This is a genomic window from Pelatocladus sp. BLCC-F211, assembly GCF_041928655.1.
In the GTDB taxonomy this organism is placed as follows: Bacteria; Cyanobacteriota; Cyanobacteriia; order Cyanobacteriales; family Nostocaceae; genus Pelatocladus.
Genome location: NZ_JBHFLM010000052.1, coordinates 17,187 through 36,346, shown reverse-complemented (window position 1 = coordinate 36,346; position 19,160 = coordinate 17,187). Strand labels below are relative to the sequence as shown.

Sequence of the window (19,160 nt, the reverse complement as noted above, 5' to 3'; positions counted from 1 at the left end):
TGTCCCCCGTGTCCCCGTGTCCCCGATCCCAATCCTTAGATAGTTGTTTAAATTTCTTGAAACTGCGAGCTAAAACGATACCCTAAAGGCAGTGTCTGATCAAATTTGAGGCTACTGCAATGGCTTGGCAGCGTCCAGACGGTCGAAAACCTTACGAACTGCGTCCTGTTACCTTTAATCAAGACTTTACTCGCTTTGCCTATGGTTCTGTTCTGGCAAGTTCTGGTGAGACGAAAGTGCTATGTACTGTCAGTGTGATTGAAGGAGTCCCTAAGTTTCTTGCTGGTACTGGCAGAGGTTGGTTGACTGCTGAGTATCGTATGTTACCAACTGCTACCCAACAAAGACAAGAACGAGAATTTTTGAAATTGTCTGGACGAACTCAGGAAATTCAACGTTTAATTGGGCGTAGTTTACGAGCAGCAGTAGATTTAGAACTGCTGGGAGAGCGTACGCTGACTATAGATGCAGATGTTTTGCAAGCAGATGCCGGTACAAGAACAACAGCGATTACAGGTGGGTTTGTAGCTCTCGCACATGCAATTTCTAAATTATTACAGCAGGGAGTTTTAGAGCGATCGCCTCTGGTTGGACAAGTAGCAGCTGTTTCTGTAGGATTACTACAGGGAGAGCCTTTTTTAGATTTAAACTATGTTGAAGATGTTGCCGCTACAGTAGATTTTAACGTGGTGATGAATCAGCACTTGGGAATTATTGAAGCCCAAGGAACTGCGGAAGAAGGCTGTTTTAGCCGTACCCAGCTCAATGATCTGTTAGATTTTGCTGAAAAAGGAATTCAAAATTTATTAGCTTCCCAACGAGAAGCGATCGCTGATTGGCATCAAATATATCAAGGATGACAAAATCAGTTATCAGTTATCAGTTATCAGTGAACTATTAAAAAACGGAGAACAGTTCACTATTAACTATCAAATGTCATTGTTACTGATGATTTTTATTAAGATTCGGCAAGATTTTATTAAATTGCCGTAATTGGTTTGAATAAACAAGTGTTATCTGCTGTCTGAAGTCCAGAGTCCAAAGTCAAGTGTCAATTGTCAATTGTCCAGAGTTTTTACAAATGACCATTGACCATTGACCATTGACTTCACGAAGTGAGTAATTTCGATATGGTAATGCTGGAAGTCGCAAATATGATGAGGAAGCGATGAAGAGAAAAATTGAGATTTTACCAGATCAAACAGCTTTAATAGCGCGAGCTCAAGAATTGATTGTCTCGCAAATTAAGGCTGCTATTGAACAGCGAGGAAAATTTAGCATTGCCTTATCTGGCGGAAGTACACCCAAGCCTTTGTACGAAGCGATCGCTACCCAAAATCTCCCTTGGGATAAAATTCATGTATTTTGGGGAGATGAGCGTTATGTTCCGCCCGATCATCCAGATAGTAATGAAGGTATGGCACGTCGTGCCTGGTTAGATCGCGTTAACATCCCAGCAGCTAACATTCATGCTGTACCCACCACTGAAGGTGATCCAGCAGTATCTGCGGCTAAACATGAAAAGGAAATACAAGAGTTTTTTCACTCTTCACCTGGAGAATTTCCGGCTTTGGATGTGATTTTGCTAGGAATGGGTGATGATGCACATACAGCTTCTTTGTTCCCACACACAGAAGCACTCAAAGTACGCGATCGCCTCATTACCGTAGGCAACAAAGATGGTAATCCTCGTATCACCTTTACCTATCCATTTATTAATGCAGCTAGATGCGTTATTTTCGTAGTTGCTGGTGCGAACAAAAAACCAGCGCTTGCTCAAGTTTTCGCACCAGAAGCAGATAACTCTACTTATCCATCCCGCCTCATTCAACCTGAAGGTGAACTATGGTGGCTACTGGATGCAGCAGCTGGTGAAGAATTAAATCAGTAAACAGTGAACAATCAACAGTTACAAACATTGAGAATAATGTAGTCACTGATAACTGATAACTGATAACTGATAACTAAATTGAACTACTTGTTAAAATCAGAAGCTAGAATCCCACGGTTAATAGCCCACAAAGAGGGCATGAAAACCTCTTAAGCGATCCCTGATCCCTGATCCCCGCTCCCTATTTTCAAGCTAGAGTTGTGCCTCTGCTTGCCAGCACTATTGTACGATGACCTAAAAGAAAGGTTTAATTTCCATGATCGTCTGCCCTAACTGCAATCACCACAACCCTGATGGCGCTACCCAGTGTGAAGCTTGCTATACCCCGTTACCAGCGACTACTAACTGTCCTAGTTGTGGGGCAACCGTGCAGGCAGATGCTTCTTTTTGCGGACAGTGTGGCTATCACCTGCGTACAGGTAATGTAACGCCAGTAGCAGCAACCGTAGCACCTGACATTCCTGTGGAAGTAGAACCGTTAGTTGTACCTGATCCACTTGTACAACCGCAACCTGCATCAGTGAGTGGATCTGCTTACACTACGCCTGACTCTCCACCCTTGCCACCAACAGCTGTAGCATTTCCTTCAGCAGAAAGTAGTCCACCACCACCCCCAATTCCAGCTTTTAATGCTGAGGAAACTAGCCCCTCTCCACCACCAGTACCTCCAGAACCTCCAGCGTCAGTCCCACCTCCAACCGTTGCAGCCCCACCACCAGTGGTTGCCGAAGAAGAGAGTCCAGTAGTTGAAATAGAAAGCGAAAGCGAAAGCGAAAGCGAGCCAGCACCACAACCCTCGCCAGCACCACCGCCACAACCCGTATCACCACCTGCCACTTCGAGAACGCAATTACAGCAAGTAACTGCACGGCTTGTTCACGTCCAAAGCGATAGGCAAATTGAATTACCACAGAATCTGTCTGTAATTCATATCGGTAAGCCTAATGACCGGATTCCACCCGATGTGGATGTTTCTGGCTTTCCCAACTCAGAAATTGTTTCGCGGATACACTCAGATATCCGTGTGGAGGGAGACGCTTACTATATTGAAGATGTAGGCAGTTCTAACGGTACCTACATCAATAATTTGCCTTTATTACCTGGAAACAGACATCGGTTAAGACCAGGCGATCGCATCAGTTTAGGCAAAGGAGATCTAGTGACATTCATATTTCAAATCTCCTAAAGGGTCAGTTATAGTGGAGGAGAATTGCTACAAGCCTAGCGCGTGATTACACTTATCCTCCTGCATCCACTACAACCCATTCCAGCCCAAAGCTGGACTTTTGCAGACGACGAACCAGCCATTTTTATCGGACGAGCGGCGGATAACCATGTTGTTCTCTATAGTGCTGTGGTTTCCCGCCGCCATATAGAAGTAAGACGAGTAGATAATGGCTGGGAAGTCGTCAATTTAGGTGCGAATGGAACTTATGTAGATGGGCAAGTAATTGTGAGAGTGCCAGTTAGCGATGGGGTTATCCTCCGTCTAGCTCGTTCCGGGCCACAAATTCAAATCCGTTTAGGAGTAGCGACCGCAGCAACAGTTACCAAGTCACAAATAGTAGTTAGTGGTTAGTGGTCAAACAATTTTGGATTTTGGATTTATCTGTCCCCCTTGCCCCCGCCCTTGTCCCCTGTGTCTCCCTTGTCTCCCTTCCAATTTCCCACTTCTACCAAGCAGCTAGTATAGATAAAAAAGCAACTTCTGCTTTTGGGATCACTACCCAAGGAAAAAAACCCATGAGGGAATCAAATAAACAGCATCAACCCTTATTAGCTAACGAAGCTCCACCAGAGGTTGAACGCATGGGGCTTACCTGGTTGATCACAGCAGCGATCGCAACAATCATCCTGTGGCAAGTTCCGGTGGGTGAGTATATTTTATACCCATTTACTATCCTAGCGACTTGGTTTCATGAAATGAGTCATGGCTTGATGGCTCTAGTTTTGGGAGGAAACTTTCAAAAATTACTGATTTTTTCCAACGGTTCCGGGGTCGCATCTTATAGCTACAGTGGGAGTTTATTACTAGGATCTCTTGGTCGTGCTTTAGTTGCAGCAGCTGGGCCAATGGGACCACCTATTGCTGGCGCGGCTTTAATCTTGGCTTCTCGTAATTTCAAAACTGCTTCGTGGAGTTTAAAAATATTAGGTGGTTTTTTACTATTATCAACGGCAATTTGGGTCAGATCCCTATTTGGATTAGTGGCAATTCCCTTATTGGGTTTAATTATTCTAGGTATTGGTCTGAAAACACCACGTTGGATGCAGGGATTTGCTATACAGTTTTTAGGTGTACAAGCATGTGTAAGTACTTATCACCAACTTGATTATTTATTTAGCTATAGTGCAGGGCCTTTAGGCATATCTGATACTGCCCAAATGCAGCAACAATTACTTTTACCTTACTGGTTTTGGGGAGCTGTGATGGCGATCGCGTCTTTAATTATTCTTGTCCAGAGTCTCCGCCTTGTCTATCGTAAGGTGTAGGGGTATGAGGGTATAGGGGTATGGGAAGATATTGGGATAGTTCATGGATAAAAATTTAAGAAAAATTCTTGTTTTTTCTTACACCCTTACACCCAAAGTTCCATCATGGATCAAAAAGGATTGACAATGATGGAAAAGTACAAACCGTTTTCTTGCCAAGAGTCTTTATCCTCAGAAGTAATTGAAATTAAAGGAATACCCCAATCGAGGCGAGCGGTGAGATTGTCTTCGAGTTGTAAGCGCAACCCTAATCCCACAGATAGCAAGGTATGGCTATCGAGTTCAACTTCAAAGTCCGATCTACCAGAATCATTCCAACCATTGCCAAAATCCACAAAGGGAGCCACCTGCAAAAAGTTGTTGCGTCCTGAGAAGCGAACAACGGGAATTCGCACTTCCGCAGATGCAAAAATACCATTATCTGTCAATAGAGCATCTTGACGATAGCCCCGCACGGAATCTAAGCCTCCAATACCAATTTGTTCAAAGGGAACGAGTGGTCTATCTGCCAGTTGTACATCACCTCGTAGTACTAACAAAGTATCGCGACCCAATAAACGTACCCACTGCGCTTGTCCTCTCCAAGCGACAAAACGACTATCGGGGAAGGTTTCATTGATGGTGGCGTCAAAAAGATCAAGTCCGACACTTAACTGAGAACGCATAGCAAATACTTGCTGGCTATCACGAGAAACCCATTCTTGAAAAAAGCGTACAGCTGTTACTTGTGTTCTTCCCTCAGCGTCTGTACCTGTCCCTGGAAAAGGAACTTCGTCATCCAAAAATGTAGCTTTACTGCGACGATGACTTGCTGTTAAGCCTAAGATAAATTCTTGAGTGGGTTTTTGTATTATGGGCTGACGCAGTGATAGTTCGTAATAATTAGAATTTGATTGAATGTCAAGGACATCAAAGGGTCTTTCTATAACTTGATTGTCAGAAAAACCATAGCTAAATGACAAAGTGCCATTGTGGGGGTTGATGGGCAGGGTATAATTTAAGTCAAGGGCATTACTACCATCTGTATTGGCGTAAACAGCACTAATGCGATCGCCCCATCCAGACAGATTGGCTTCGTTTACTTGTATTTGCCGACGAAAAGTGCCGACAGCTGGCGATCGCCCATTATCCAAAATCAACTGTACGTTAAAAGTATTGGCTTCTGTAATTTTTACTTCCAGTAAACTTTGACCAGGACGAGATCCAGCTGACAGTTCTGCTGATAAGGTTTCAATTAAGGGATTAAGTTGTAATAACTGCAATGCTTCTAACAAGCGATCGCGATTTAGTGGTTTTTTTGTAGCAATCGCCAGACGACTTTGCAAATATTTAGGGTGAAGTTTTTGAGTCCCTATAACTTTTATATCTTCTAGTTCACCCTCAACAACTTTAATTTCCACTACTCCATTCTGCAATTTTTGTGGGGGAATATAAGCCCCAGATGTAATGTATCCTTTATCTACATAAAGTTTAGTAATTTCTGAACGAAGTTGGAACAGTTGTGCAAAGGTAATTGGGCGATTCGTAAAAGGTTTAGTAGTTTTGTCAAAATCTTCAGGACTAAAAACCGTACTACCTGTGATTTTAAATTTTTTCACGATGATAGTTTGAGGAACTTCACCGCTTGGGATTGGTTCTGGAGTAGGAGTTGTTGTATCAGGAGGTTGCAATAATTCTTCTGGAGATGGTAGAAGTAGTGGTGACTGTTCTGGTAAAGGCTGATCTGAGGGAGGTTTACCAGGTTCCGGTCTAATATTTGGAACTTGAGCAGTTTTGTGGTTTGGTATTTGCGTTGTTTTAATAACTTGGGCTTTTAGTGGCTTGATTGCCGTTGCACTAAATATTATTATTACACTCAACCAACACCAGTATTTGTACATATTTAATTGAAATTGAATTTTACTGGACATGGTAAGAGTTATGTGACAAGGTGATGCCAAGAATGAAATAGCCCTGGGTATTTTTGGCTTTGTGTTAATTTTTTTGAGATTGATTACTATTGCTTTAATTTACTTGAATTTTGTTCTAACAATATAAACTTATAAAACAATATTTCAACCTAATTCAATCACAATGAATTAGATTTATTTACGTAATTTTATGTTTAAATGCTATGCCAATGGTAAGCAATAAAATATTTTTTAATTAAACCACGTCTACTTTGAGAACTGTAGTTTTGTAGTTTTGTAGGCTGGGTGGAACGGAGTGTAACCCAACCTACATAATGTCCTTTTTGAAAAACTCCTCTTTTCAAGATGGACGAGGTTTAACATGATTTTTTATACTAATGATTTATTAGTTTCAAAGCTTAAACTAAAAGTGACTATAGTTGCAAGTACTTACAGAGCATACTACATCAAAAAAAATCGCGGACTTAGTGTAATTAAAATCACTTTGAATTTCATAAGTAAATATAAAAATTTTTCAAAAAAACCAGGTTTATAATACTTTTAACCTCAAGCAGTATTTTTTATTTAGTTCTTATTAATACAATGAATTAGTCATGGTTTGATGACAAAAAACTATGGTTCCCTGATTCTGAAGCAGTAGAACCATTAGCCGAACAATCAAAAAAATTGATTTTTGCTGGTGAGTATATTAGTATTAGTTTCAAAACTTTTTCAATCTATTAAACCAGCTTCCCTAGCACGAATTTGAGTGATGATTCTGATATTTTTGCCTTGGTTTTTTAATTCATGACAATCAATTCCTAAAGCTTCTTGTAGTTTATCCCAGTAGTGGCGCACCATGCGTTCTGATACACAGATATTTTCTGCGATCGCTTTATCTTGTAATCCTTCTTGAAAAGCTAGATTCAACAGTCTTAAGCACTCTGGTTGGATTTCTAATTCAGAGTAGATAGACTGAATATCTTTGATATGAGTTAGTCCTTGTAATGCCCAATTAACTCTGATGAGCATTTCTCCACTGGAAAGACTTTTATCAGCTATTGTAAAACCTCCTTTGTGTGTGTAAATAGTAGATTTGATTCGCACTAGTTTTTTTACATGTTCGCTTTGAACTACGATATTAAGCTTAGGATAGTTATTGAGCATATCTTGGAGTAATTGTATACCCGTACTAATTCGTGCTATTACTCCTGGTTTTTCTGATAAAAGAATATCCATTACAACCAGATCAGGTTCTAATAGTAAAATTTGATTTAAAACATTTTCAGCAGTTTTAGCAGTCACAATTTTTGCATGTGGGTACTGTGAGTTTAGTAACCTGAATACTCCACTCAGACACATTTCATGACCATCAATTAACAAAATTTTCAGTGTATTATCTGATAAATCTTTGTTCATGCTGTGTTCTCACGTTTCAATACTTTATGGAATTGAATTGATTTCTGCTACATCGACGCAGAAAATTAGATTAATCATGATGTGAAAACTCAAACAATCAAATATAACTCAAAAATCAAATATTATCCCTAGATTTCTATCAATAGGATGAATTTAGACCTTCAAAATATGTCTATTTGTAATCTCTCTAGTAATACTCCTCAAACTAATGAAGTTATTACGCCTTTTTTAACATAATGTTACAATTATGCTTGTAGAGAATATTTGTCAAATTAAGTAATAATAGGGAAATATGGGAAGCGATCGCTACCTAATTTCATATATGGCATTTCTAAATTATTCAGTCATAAGAACAACCCCAATTTCTTGAGAGATCAGGTTTTTTTCTCCCAATTTGATCAAACTCAGATAAGTAAAACAGTGCAAATAATCAAAGGTTTGTAGTGAGGACTAAAGTCCTGACTACGAAGTTATTTCAATAAATTTAAGTTACTTAATATTGGTAATTAATATCTACTACTAGGTAAGAACATTATATCAATTGTTTCACCTACTGCTAAACCTAGCACAGCTAATAAAGTTAAAAATAATAATGCATCTCGTTTGCTAAATCCAGCAAAACGTAGCTCTATTTCTGCTAAAACCGTAGTTGCTAATGGTGTAACAATAAAAGTAAAAAATAGTGGCAAAATTGCTACTACAATAACCGATGCACTCAAAACCACGGTAACAATTAAGACTTGAGAACCATAATTCAATAAACGGTTTAACCAAGACAGACTCCGCCCAACTAAAGTTAACACCAAAGCAACTACCAATACTCCTACGAGCCAAACAATATGATGAACAGATAAATACCATCCTAAAAAAGCATAAGCCAGCCAGTGTAACACTAGAGTAGTCAAAGGAAACTGATGAAAAAATTCAATATTCATAATCTAATAGTTAATATCAATATAATCTGAGAAATAAATCCGGTTTGATTTATGAGCTTAGTCGTGAAGACAGGGAACAGGAAACAGGAAGTGTACCTAGTTTCGCAAAAATAAAATCATAACCCTATTATTCAAATAAATAATAACTGATTGAAAATGAACCAATAATTTTATAAAATAAATATATATAACATGATCAATAAAATGTAAAAATATTGGTTATTCAGTATGAATTATGCTAAAAAGTTAGTAAAAATATTGGTTATTCAGTACCTGTTATAGCAATCCTAAATCATTTGTAAAAACCAGGATTGTGGAGACGTAGCAGTGCTACGTCTCTACGAGGGTTTTATTTTTCTTTCCTTTTCAATAAAGGCTAAGAGGATGTTTGAAAAGTCAAGGAAGGTATAAAACTGTCATTCTGTAGACGCATCTGCGGCTTCAAGGCAGAGTAGAATCTAGGGTTTTGAGCAAATACTGAGATGTTTCACTCCGCTACCTACGGAAGCCGCTGTCGCGTCTACGCTGCGTATCCTAGGGGAAGGCTACGCCTACAAGATGACACTAAAAGACCCTTTTCAAACATCCTCTAAGATACTCGAAACGCTTGAAAATTTAAAAAATGTTAAAAATTAAAGGTCAGTTTCCTTGACTAGCAAGCTATTTGAGCTTTAGTTGAGCGATTTTAGCATAATATGTACTGAAGAGCCAAGTTAATTTTTAAACCACTAATACCAATTCTTCGTGAAGCTGCATAGAATTTTACCCCTCCCCTAACCCCTCCCCGCTTGCGGGGAGGGGTCTTTGTATGCGTCTTCATATTAAATTGGTATAAGACACTAAGGCACCAAGAAAAATAGATATAGACTATGAAGTAATTAAAAAAAATGTTAACTATTAATGCAGATTTAAACTTTGGATTGATTTTTTTTGGTAAGAAGTTCACATGGTATTTTTAACGCAATCACAATTGTAAGGAGAAAATTCAGTTGCTGACATCTACTTTACTAGCGGCTGCAACCACACCTCTGCAATGGAGTCCAGCTGTTGGGTTGACCATGATTCTCTGCAATATTCTTGCCATTCTCTTTGGTAAATTCACTATCAAGTACCCCAATGCAGAACCGGCTTTGCCATCAAACCAGTTCTTTGGCGGTTTTGGAGCGCCAGCCTTACTAGCTACTACGGCTTTTGGTCATTTATTGGGAGCAGGTGTGATCTTGGGTTTACACAACCTGGGAAGATTCTAATTTTTGTACCAGAAGCAACACAAGTGATTTGCCGTATTCATATTTGCGGTTCACTACTGGGTTGATGATTTTTTGTCTCCGATTATGAGTCAGAGAATTCACTCTCTGACTCTTTTTTTGTGGCGATCGCCGTCAATTTGCTACACTGGCATGGGAGTTTGACCGCGCATTTGGCGTAAGGCATTGATGCAAGATGTGCAATCACAGCCAAATAAAGTTATGGCTGTATCGCTTTCTTCTTCAGAAAAACTCATTTCAACTATGTCACCGGGATTGTTATTTTGAGCTAGTTTTATTTCTGGTTTGGGTAGTGCAGCAGGAGTATTACTTACCCGTGTACATACTAGACGGTGAGTTGCAGAGTGAGGAGACTCTATACAAGAAACATGGGTTCCTGTTGAATTCACTGTTTGATTTGCACGTGCTGGTTGGGTCATCATCACCATAGACAGCATAGACAGCATAAGTGCGGGGCTAGAAAACAAAGAGAGAGCTAATTTTCTGTTCATTACTCAACAAGTTTTGGGGATTAACGAAAGCAGAATAGATAGTATTTTCACATTTGTATGGTCAGTGTTCCGTAAATTCTATATAAAGTTGTGTGATCTGATAACCCAAAGATTACGGAAAAGTGGTTATGGCTGTACTTGTTTTTGTTATTTCTACTTGCAAGTCCACTTTTGTGGTAAAAACTACTGGGAATTCAATCCAACTTTGAACGATACTCCAGAGGAGTCACTTCGTGAACGCACATCACCAAACTATAGTGAAATACTCAGCTATATGAAGCTAAGTTTAAGGCATGGACTAAAATAACAGTTGCCAAGTTCCCAAAATAGGGGATTGGAAGGGGGACATTCATAATTTCTATTCTGCAACACCCAAATCCTTCTAAGTTCAGCAAACAAGAATTTGCTTCTGTCAAATAAGCTACAAAATAGTGATAAATTAAGATGGAACTTTTGCAATTACCGACACGAGCGGATAGTATAAGTGTTCAAGCGGACATGATATTAATTTTTTTGTATGTATCGACACTTTTTGACAATTATCGGTTGCGTTATCAGTTAAAGCTTTGGACAAAGGATCTGGTTATATAGATAGAAGCTACTAAAAAGCAGGAGCGAAACAATGAGAAAAGTAGAAGCTATTATTCGTCCATTTAAGCTTGATGAAGTGAAAATTGCTTTGGTCAATGCTGGTATAGTTGGCATGACCGTTTCTGAAGTTCGAGGATTTGGGCGACAAAAAGGTCAAACAGAACGCTATCGCGGTTCCGAGTATACGGTGGAGTTTTTGCAAAAACTCAAACTAGAAATTGTCGTAGAAGATAACCAGGTAGATATGGTTGTGGATAAGATTATCGCTGCTGCCCGGACAGGTGAAATCGGCGATGGTAAAATATTTATCTCGCCAGTTGAACAAGTTGTGCGGATCAGAACTGGAGAAAAGAATACAGAAGCAGTTTAATTTTGGTTAGTGGTTAGTGGGTAGAGACGCGAGGAACATCGCGTCTGTACATTAGTAGTTAGTGATTAACAACTAACAACTAACACCTACCAGCTATGCTTGCAAATCTGGCAATTTTTGAAGTAAGCTTGCAAAAGCCTTGCCGCGATGGCTGATACTACGCTTCATTTCTGGTGTCATCTCAGCAAAGGTCTTTTGCATTTCAGGGACATAAAAAATCGGATCATAGCCGAAACCACCATCGCCACTAGGACTATAGAGAATTTCACCACGACAAATACCTTCTGATTGTAAAGCGATCGCACCATCTGGACGAGCGATCGCCACTGCACACACAAATTGGGCTTGGCGCTGCACCTCGTCACCTAATTCTCGTAATAATCTCGCAATGCGTTCAGCATCGGTTTGGCCATAACGGGCAGAATACACACCTGGTATACCATTGAGGACATCTACTTCTAAACCAGAATCATCTGCAATCGCCCAGTTACCTGTGACTTTAGCAACCTGTGATGCTTTCAGACAGGCATTTTCCGCAAATTTCTCACCTGTTTCCTCAATTTCCAATTCTTCTGGTTTGAGTTTTAATTCCCAACCAGAATTCGATAGGTAAGCTTGCATTTCCCGCAATTTACCTGGGTTTCCTGTGGCTACTACGAGTAATTTAGTCATTGGTCAATTGTCATTAGTCAAGGGTCAATGGTCAATTGTCAATGGTCAATTGTCAAGGGGAATTTTAAATTTTCTGTACTCTTGATGATGGACTCTTGACGATGGACTTTTGACTATTAACTATTCTGCCCACTGTTTTGCCCAAGCTAAGGTTTGATGTACTTGTTCGAGGGTTGAAGCTTCGCAGTAGAGGCGTAAAACGGGTTCTGTACCACTAAAACGAATCATCAACCAACTATCATCAGCGAGGCGGAATTTATAACCGTCTATTGTTTGGCAATTTGTGACTGCTTTTGAGGCGATTTCTGTTAATGGTTCTGTTTGCAATTGTTGCAAAAGGCGACTCCGCACTTCCATACTTGCTAGGGGTAAGTCAATGCGATCGTATGCAGAACTAAAGCCTGTTTGTTGTTGCAATTGCCGATAATAATCGCTTAAATCTAAGCCAGATTCAACGATCGCTTCGAGTACATACAATGCTGATAACAGTGCATCGCGTTCGGGAATATGGCTACCGTAACCGATACCTCCTGATTCTTCACCACCGAGTAACACTTGGGCTGCTAGCATTCTGTCTGCAATGTACTTGTAACCAACAGGTGTTTCAAATACTGATAGTTTGTGCAGTGCTGCAACACGGGGAATTAAATCAGAACCGCTCACGGTTTTGACTATTTCTCCTGTAAAATTGCGCCGCAGGGTTAAGTGGTCAATTAAGATCGGGATGAGAATTTGCGAACTCAAAAAATTGCCTGCACCGTCAACAGCTGCAATGCGATCGCAATCACCATCAAACACCAACGCCACTGTTAAACCTGTAGGGTTGTGTTCTCGGTGGGTTTTCATTACCCCAAACAGACGGGAAAGGTATTTAGGTAAAGGTTCTGGCGCCCCACCTTCAAAAGTTGGATCGCGATCGCTATTGATTTCCTTAACTGCATCGCCTAGTAGTTTTCCTAGTCCACCAGCCGCAGCACCATGCATGACATCAGCAAATACTGTCAGTTTTCCAGAGGTTATGGCTTCACGAATTCTGCCTATATCAACTTTACTTTCTAGCTCTTGACAATAGCTTTCCCAGGGATTAAAGTTTTTAATCTTACCTGGAGTAGAGGCAACTGGTACTTCCTCTTCTAAAAGCGCTTCTATTTCTTGAGTTACTTCTGGCGGTACAGAACCACCGAAAGCACTTTTAACTTTTAATCCCAAATATTGCCCTGGATTGTGGCTAGCAGTGATGACTAGCGCCCCCAAAGCATTGTGCTGTTTTGCGGCCCAGCTAAAAGCCGGGGTTGGTGCAAAGGTTTCGCTAAACAAAACATCAAACCCTGCTGCTGAGACAACATCAGCAACTTTTTGGGCAAAGTTTTCTGCCATAAAGCGGCGATCGTAACCGACTACAATTGTGCGATCGCCGACTTTTTTCCCGTAAGTATTGAATAGTACTTTTGCGGCAACTGGCGCAACTAGGGCTAGACGTTCAAAAGTGAAATCATCGCCAATCACGCCGCGCCAGCCATCGGTACCAAACTTAATTGATTTAGCTGCAACTGGCATTGAGGTATCCCAATTTTAATTTAGGAGGATTGTAGCATTTACACAAAACACTCAGTAAAAAAAGATTTAAGTATCAACAGTGTTGTGAAATAAAATTAAATTTTTAGGTAGTGCTAAAGCCCTAATTAATTCAAGCACGCGCATTGCTGACTACGAACTCATCCAAATCAAAATAAAAATGACCAGACAAATCAGTAATGACAGAAATTTGAGTGAAAGTGTTCCACAAAACACCATTCTGTCTCAGCAAAAACTCATCAAATAGAGTTTCAAATATATTAGGATCACAAGGCTGATTCTAGACCCTAAGACATACTTGGGATCATCTAACATAATGACTTATCTCGAAACCGCAGCACAATTCTACAGTCAAGTTGCCCAAACACCGGAAGTCGGGCTTTGTTGTGTACAAAGTACACCTCTACAACTACCTGGGTTAAAAATTCCCCAACCAATGCAGGAAATGAATTATGGTTGTGGTACAACTGTTCATGCAACAGAACTGGCAAACCAGCCTACTGTACTGTATGTCGGTGTTGGTGGAGGCTTAGAAGCCTTACAATTTGCCTATTTTTCCCGCCGTTCTGGTGCAGTGATTGCTGTTGATCCAGTTGCACAGATGCGCCAAGCTGCTACACGTAACCTGGAAATTGCTGCTACAGAAAACCCCTGGTTTGATCCTAGCTTCGTAGACATTCGTGCCGGCGATGCTTTTAACTTACCTGTTGATGATGCTGCTGTAGATGTTGTAGCCCAAAATTGCCTTTTTAATATTTTTGAACCAGAAGATTTAACTCGCGCCTTGCAGGAAGCATATCGGGTATTAAAACCTGGTGGACGTTTGCAGATGAGTGACCCAATTGCAACTCGTTCCATACCACCACATTTACAACAAGATGAGCGTTTACGGGCGATGTGTTTATCCGGCGCTCTCACTTATGCAGAATATATTGAACGCATCATCAATGCGGGCTTTGGTCAAGTAGAAATTCGCAGCCGTCGCCCTTATCGTTTGTTAGATTGCCAAACTTATAATTTGTCAGAATCATTACTTTTAGAAAGTCTTGATTCAGTATCTTTTAAAGTGTCTATTCCAGAAGATGGAGCTTGTATTTTTACTGGCAAAACAGCAATTTATGCAGGCTCAGAACCATTTTTTGATGATGGTGCAGGTCATATTTTACAACGTGGTCTTCCAGCAGTAGTATGTGATAAAACTGCCACTAAACTTGCTGCTTATATGCCAGACGAAATAATTATTACTGATTCCACATGGCATTATGACGGCGGTGGTTGCTGTTAAATAATATTTGGGTAAAAGGGAAGAGTTAAAGGAATAGAAAAATCCTACACCAAAGCATAAAAAATTGACTCTTTCTACACCCATTTTCAAGATATAGCGTTTCCTAAGCAACTGAGGTATACCCCAATCCTTCTTAATAAAGTTAATAGCTTTGAAAACGTACCTCACTAGGTCGAGAACCGCTATAAGTCAATTATTCTTACGACAAATGTTTAATCATGATTAAAACATCTATAACACCTTTCAAAGAAAAACTTTCTTCACCTTTAACCAAGCAACAAATTACCGTTTTACAAATTAACTTAGGAAAGCTCTGTAACTTAGCTTGTAGCCATTGTCATGTAGAAGCAGGGCCAAAACGTACAGAAGAACTTTCTCCCGAAATCTGCCAACTATTGATTAAAATCATTCGCACATTTACCCAGATTAAAATTGTCGATTTGACAGGGGGTGCGCCAGAAATGAATTATGGATTTAAGCCATTAGTTGAAGCAGCCAAATTAGCAAATAAAGAGGTGATAGTTAGGTCTAATTTAACTATTTATTTTGAAGAAGAATTTGGTGATTTACCAGAATACTTTGCTCAAAACCAAGTAAGAGTAGTTGCTTCTTTACCCTGCTATTTAGCAGATAATGTTAATAAAATGCGTGGTAATGGTGTGTATGATGATTCTATCAAAGCGCTGCAATGGCTGAATAAACTTGGTTATGGCAAAAATCCAAATTTAATTTTAGATTTAGTGTATAATCCTCAATTAGCTTCCAGTGAAAAATTTTCCTTGACTCCAGATCAAGTCAAGCTAGAAAAAGATTACAAAGAATTTTTACAAGAGCATTTTGGTATTATATTTAACAATTTATTCACTATTACTAACCTACCAGTAGGCAGAACTAAACTACATTTAGAACGAAAGAAATTATATGCACCTTATTTGCAGTTTTTAGAGTCAAATTTCAACTCCAACGTTGTAGAAAATTTGATGTGTCGTGATCAACTGTCTGTTGATTATCTTGGTAATCTGTATGATTGCGACTTTAACCAGATGATGAATTTACCTGCAAAAACTCGCGATGGTGAAAATCTGACAATAGCCAAGTTACTAGCAGCTAGTAGTTTAGATTTGATTGATGAGATCCAAACTGCGGCCTATTGCTACGGTTGTACTGCTGGGTGTGGTTCTAGCTGTGGCGGTGCTTTGGTGTGAGGAGTATACAATTTCACAAAAATCTTGTTACAAAAACTGTTACGAGTGCGTTGGGATTGGTGAATCATCGTTATGATGGGATCTAGTTAAGCTCCTCACACCACATTAAAAGCCGTAAAACAATTGTTTTGCGGCTTTTTTATGTTGTACTATTGCAATCCTCTCTTGCTGGCTTCCAAAAAATAGTAAGGACTTTTACCCCAGTGGTGGTGTGCTTAACAAAAGCAGCGCGAATAGCTTGGAATAAAATGGTTTATTCCGAAGTGCGATCGCTTCGGAATAAGCCATTTTATCAAATTGTAAAAGTATAATATTTAACTATTCCACAGTGACACTCTTAGCAAGATTACGGGGCTGATCGACATCCAAACCACGACGGGCGGCGATATGATAAGCCAGTAATTGCAAAGGAATTACCGTCAGGATAGGAGAAAGCAATTCATCCACAAAGGAGACAGGAACTAAATCATTAAAGATTTCTGCTGCTTCTCCATCTTTAACCGAGGTAACACCAATTAACCGAGAATCTCTGGCTTTTGCTTCTTGGGCATTAGAGATCACTTTTTCATATACACTACCAGGCATAGCGATCGCCACTACTGGTACTTTGGCATCTAATAAAGCAATAGGCCCATGCTTCATTTCTCCAGCAGGATAGCCTTCCGCATGAATATAACTAATTTCTTTTAACTTCAATGCACCTTCCAAAGCAATGGGAAAGTTTATTCCTCTACCCAAAAAGATGAAATCTTGGGTTTCAGCAAATTCATGTGCTAATTGTTCGGTTAATTTTTCCTGACTTTCCAAAGTTGCTTCCATTTCTTTGGGAATCTGGCGTAACCCTTTGAGAATATCTTCTAAGTTTTCTAGGGGGAGTGTTTGACGACTATAAGCTAAATCCAAGGCTAAAGCATAAAACGCCATCAATTGAGCAATAAAAGTTTTTGTTGCCGCTACGCCAATTTCAATCCCAGCAAGGGTATTAATGATATGGGAAACCATGTGTCCCAAACTACTTTCAGGACGATTGGTAATGCCTAAAAGTCGTGCTTGATACTTTGGTTCTCTACCCTGACGGCGCTCCTGTTCCATTGCCAAAGCTGCTAGTGTATCAGCAGTTTCACCTGATTGAGTAACGCCAATGGTTAGTGTGTTGGGCGTCAGAGGTGAGGGGGCGTAGCGAAACTCGGAGGCATAATGTACTTGGGTGGGAATTTGTGCTAGTTGTTCGAGTAAGTATTTACCGATCAAAGCCGCGTGCCAACTAGTACCACAAGCTACAATGTGAATTTGTTCTATATCTGCGTAAAATTCACTTGGTAAACCAATATTGATGGGAGAACTACTACTATTTGCTGGATGCCAATCGGTTTTAAAGTATGATTCTAAACAAGCCCTTACTACTCCTGGTTGCTCGTAGATTTCTTTGAGCATGAAGTGCTTGAATCCTTGTTTTTCTACCATCATCGGATTCAAACTGAGTAGGCGGGGGTGTTTTTTCAACCTTTGGCCAGCAAAGTTATAAATTTCTACGCCCAAAGGAGTCAGACGTGCCAATTCACCATTTTCCAGGGGTAACACCGCCTTGGTATGGGAAATAATTGCGGGAGTATCGGAGGCGCAGAAAAACTCTCCTTGGCCAAAACCAATAACTATAGGTGCTTGTTGACGAACGACAATTAACTCATCGGGATAGTCAGCACTTATAATAGCGATCGCAAATGCACCTTGTAATTCATTAACAGCTTTTCGGACAGCCTCCAAGAACAGAGAATCTGAATTAGTCTGTCCGAAAGCGATTTCTTCTTTGAGAAATTGAGCAATGAGATGGGGAATGACCTCGACATCGGTATCGGAACGAAATTCGTATCCTTGCTGTTTCAGTTCCTCACGCAACTTAGAGTAGTTTTCAATAATTCCATTTACTACTACCGCTATCCGCATTGCTGTATCCATATGCGGATGAGCATTATATTCTTCTGGCTTCCCGTGAGTAGCCCAGCGAGTATGACCAATACCAATTTGGGCAGGAGTTTGTAAATGTTCTAACTTGGAACGTAGGTTAGATAGTTTGCCTTTAGCCCGGACACAATTAACTTCTCCTTCCCAAATCGTAGCAACTCCAGCAGAGTCATAGCCTCGATACTCCAGTTTTTCCAGCCCAGATAAGAGAATTTCTGTCGCCGTTTGAGTCCCTACATAACCGACGATACCACACATTACTCACACCACTACAATTTTCAGGATGATTAAATTCCAGTATAGATGCTAAGTCAGGGGATGGGGGATGGGGGATTGGGGATCGGGGATCGGGGACAAGGGGAGCCACTGCGCCCTTGCGGGTTAAAAGCGTTGTAGCACGTGGCGTGGACAAGGGGGATACTAGGAAAGCAAGAACTAACCACCACTGTACGGGCTTAACAAATGACAAATGACCATTGACAATAGATTAAATGCTAAGATTTTTTAATTTTTATAAAAAACGATAAATTTATAGAGTAGACGTTTCTCACCAATCTGACTAGAGAAGCGATTAATGTCTACCCTACCTGTAAAAAAAAGTTTGCTAATTAAAAAGTGACTGCTCCCACACCGACCCGTTCCAATCGGGTATGGTGTGGGCTTTTTCTAGCTTTTAGTAAGCCAGACCCATGCTGCGAGTTGTTTCAGCTCCCAGATATACCCGGATGCTCAAGAAGTCAGTGGGACAAGCAGTTTCACAACGCTTGCAACCAACACAGTCTTCTGTGCGGGGGGAAGAAGCTACTTGATTAGCTCTACAACCATCCCAGGGAACCATTTCCAATACGTCTGTGGGGCAAGCGCGGACGCACTGGGTGCAGCCAATGCAGGTATCGTAAATTTTTACGGTATGAGACATTAAAAAACTCCTAAATGAAGTGTTCTTCTCCGCGAAAGAATCATAATCAAGGCTTAGTTTACCGCAGTGACTCATCTGTCGTAATCAAAAGGCTACATAACTTTAAACAACGTAATAGGATTGGGGATTGGGGATCGGGGATCGGGGATTGGGCATCAGGGATCGGGGATTGGGGATTGGTATTCTCCTTTATCA

At 40.3% G+C, this 19,160-nt stretch carries 17 protein-coding genes; 9 read left to right on the top strand and 8 right to left on the bottom strand.

Features of this window, described 5'->3' with window-relative positions:
- The first annotated feature begins 119 nt into the window (after window positions 1–119).
- The 5 genes from rph (at window position 120) to ACE1AT_RS05765 (ending at window position 4,384) form a co-directional block, all read left to right on the top strand.
- The gene (gene rph, locus ACE1AT_RS05785) at window positions 120–860 is read left to right on the top strand and encodes a ribonuclease PH (RefSeq protein WP_374866332.1); all 741 of its coding nucleotides are present in this window, start codon (window positions 120–122) and stop codon (window positions 858–860) included.
- A 308-nt stretch (window positions 861–1,168) separates the two neighbouring features.
- Complete coding sequence (pgl, locus tag ACE1AT_RS05780; RefSeq protein ID WP_374866331.1) at window positions 1,169–1,891, top strand: 6-phosphogluconolactonase; 723 nt, start codon at window positions 1,169–1,171, stop codon at window positions 1,889–1,891.
- A gap of 256 nt (window positions 1,892–2,147) precedes the next feature.
- Window positions 2,148–3,077: an FHA domain-containing protein gene (locus ACE1AT_RS05775; RefSeq protein WP_374866330.1), complete on the top strand. Its 930-nt coding sequence runs from the start codon at window positions 2,148–2,150 to the stop codon at window positions 3,075–3,077.
- 42 nt (window positions 3,078–3,119) lie between these two features.
- Window positions 3,120–3,470, top strand: coding sequence for an FHA domain-containing protein (locus ACE1AT_RS05770; protein WP_374866329.1), 351 nt, complete (start codon window positions 3,120–3,122; stop codon window positions 3,468–3,470).
- A gap of 164 nt (window positions 3,471–3,634) precedes the next feature.
- A complete protein-coding gene (locus ACE1AT_RS05765; RefSeq protein WP_374866328.1) occupies window positions 3,635–4,384 on the top strand; it encodes a M50 family metallopeptidase in 750 nt (249 codons plus the stop codon).
- A gap of 110 nt (window positions 4,385–4,494) precedes the next feature.
- Here the strand turns inward: ACE1AT_RS05765 and ACE1AT_RS05760 are convergent, their stop codons facing one another.
- From ACE1AT_RS05760 to ACE1AT_RS05750, 3 genes are all read right to left on the bottom strand, one after another.
- The gene (locus ACE1AT_RS05760) at window positions 4,495–6,294 is read right to left on the bottom strand and encodes a ShlB/FhaC/HecB family hemolysin secretion/activation protein (protein ID WP_374866327.1); all 1,800 of its coding nucleotides are present in this window, start codon (window positions 6,292–6,294) and stop codon (window positions 4,495–4,497) included.
- Window positions 6,295–7,005: 711 nt separating this feature from the next.
- A complete protein-coding gene (locus ACE1AT_RS05755) occupies window positions 7,006–7,692 on the bottom strand; it encodes a DNA-binding response regulator (RefSeq protein WP_374866326.1) in 687 nt (228 codons plus the stop codon).
- 506 nt (window positions 7,693–8,198) lie between these two features.
- The gene (locus ACE1AT_RS05750; RefSeq protein WP_374866325.1) at window positions 8,199–8,627 is read right to left on the bottom strand and encodes a hypothetical protein; all 429 of its coding nucleotides are present in this window, start codon (window positions 8,625–8,627) and stop codon (window positions 8,199–8,201) included.
- 989 nt (window positions 8,628–9,616) lie between these two features.
- Here ACE1AT_RS05750 and psaK point away from each other — a divergent pair.
- Complete coding sequence (gene psaK / locus ACE1AT_RS05745) at window positions 9,617–9,877, top strand: photosystem I reaction center subunit PsaK (protein WP_026719191.1); 261 nt, start codon at window positions 9,617–9,619, stop codon at window positions 9,875–9,877.
- Between the two features lie 140 nt (window positions 9,878–10,017).
- Here the strand turns inward: psaK and ACE1AT_RS05740 are convergent, their stop codons facing one another.
- Entirely contained in the window at window positions 10,018–10,314 is a 297-nt protein-coding gene (locus ACE1AT_RS05740; protein WP_374866358.1) for a hypothetical protein, read from the bottom strand.
- Between the two features lie 694 nt (window positions 10,315–11,008).
- Here ACE1AT_RS05740 and ACE1AT_RS05735 point away from each other — a divergent pair.
- Entirely contained in the window at window positions 11,009–11,347 is a 339-nt protein-coding gene (locus ACE1AT_RS05735; RefSeq protein WP_016858596.1) for a P-II family nitrogen regulator, read from the top strand.
- A gap of 93 nt (window positions 11,348–11,440) precedes the next feature.
- Here the strand turns inward: ACE1AT_RS05735 and rdgB are convergent, their stop codons facing one another.
- Together rdgB and ACE1AT_RS05725 are read right to left on the bottom strand one after the other, a co-directional pair.
- Complete coding sequence (gene rdgB / locus ACE1AT_RS05730; RefSeq protein WP_374866324.1) at window positions 11,441–12,019, bottom strand: RdgB/HAM1 family non-canonical purine NTP pyrophosphatase; 579 nt, start codon at window positions 12,017–12,019, stop codon at window positions 11,441–11,443.
- Between the two features lie 120 nt (window positions 12,020–12,139).
- Window positions 12,140–13,576: a phosphoglucomutase/phosphomannomutase family protein gene (locus ACE1AT_RS05725; protein ID WP_374866323.1), complete on the bottom strand. Its 1,437-nt coding sequence runs from the start codon at window positions 13,574–13,576 to the stop codon at window positions 12,140–12,142.
- 334 nt (window positions 13,577–13,910) lie between these two features.
- Here ACE1AT_RS05725 and arsM point away from each other — a divergent pair, with 334 nt between their 5' ends.
- Together arsM and arsS are read left to right on the top strand one after the other, a co-directional pair.
- On the top strand, window positions 13,911–14,879 hold the full coding sequence (gene arsM / locus ACE1AT_RS05720; protein WP_374866322.1) for an arsenosugar biosynthesis arsenite methyltransferase ArsM: 969 nt from the start codon (window positions 13,911–13,913) through the stop codon (window positions 14,877–14,879).
- A gap of 218 nt (window positions 14,880–15,097) precedes the next feature.
- Window positions 15,098–16,084, top strand: coding sequence for an arsenosugar biosynthesis radical SAM (seleno)protein ArsS (gene arsS / locus ACE1AT_RS05715; RefSeq protein WP_374866321.1), 987 nt, complete (start codon window positions 15,098–15,100; stop codon window positions 16,082–16,084).
- Between the two features lie 318 nt (window positions 16,085–16,402).
- On the opposite strand, the gene glmS is transcribed toward arsS, so the two are convergent.
- Complete coding sequence (gene glmS / locus ACE1AT_RS05710) at window positions 16,403–18,304, bottom strand: glutamine--fructose-6-phosphate transaminase (isomerizing) (protein ID WP_374866320.1); 1,902 nt, start codon at window positions 18,302–18,304, stop codon at window positions 16,403–16,405.
- A gap of 415 nt (window positions 18,305–18,719) precedes the next feature.
- Entirely contained in the window at window positions 18,720–18,965 is a 246-nt protein-coding gene (gene psaC / locus ACE1AT_RS05705; RefSeq protein ID WP_096677324.1) for a photosystem I iron-sulfur center protein PsaC, read from the bottom strand.
- Window positions 18,966–19,160 lie beyond the last annotated feature (195 nt).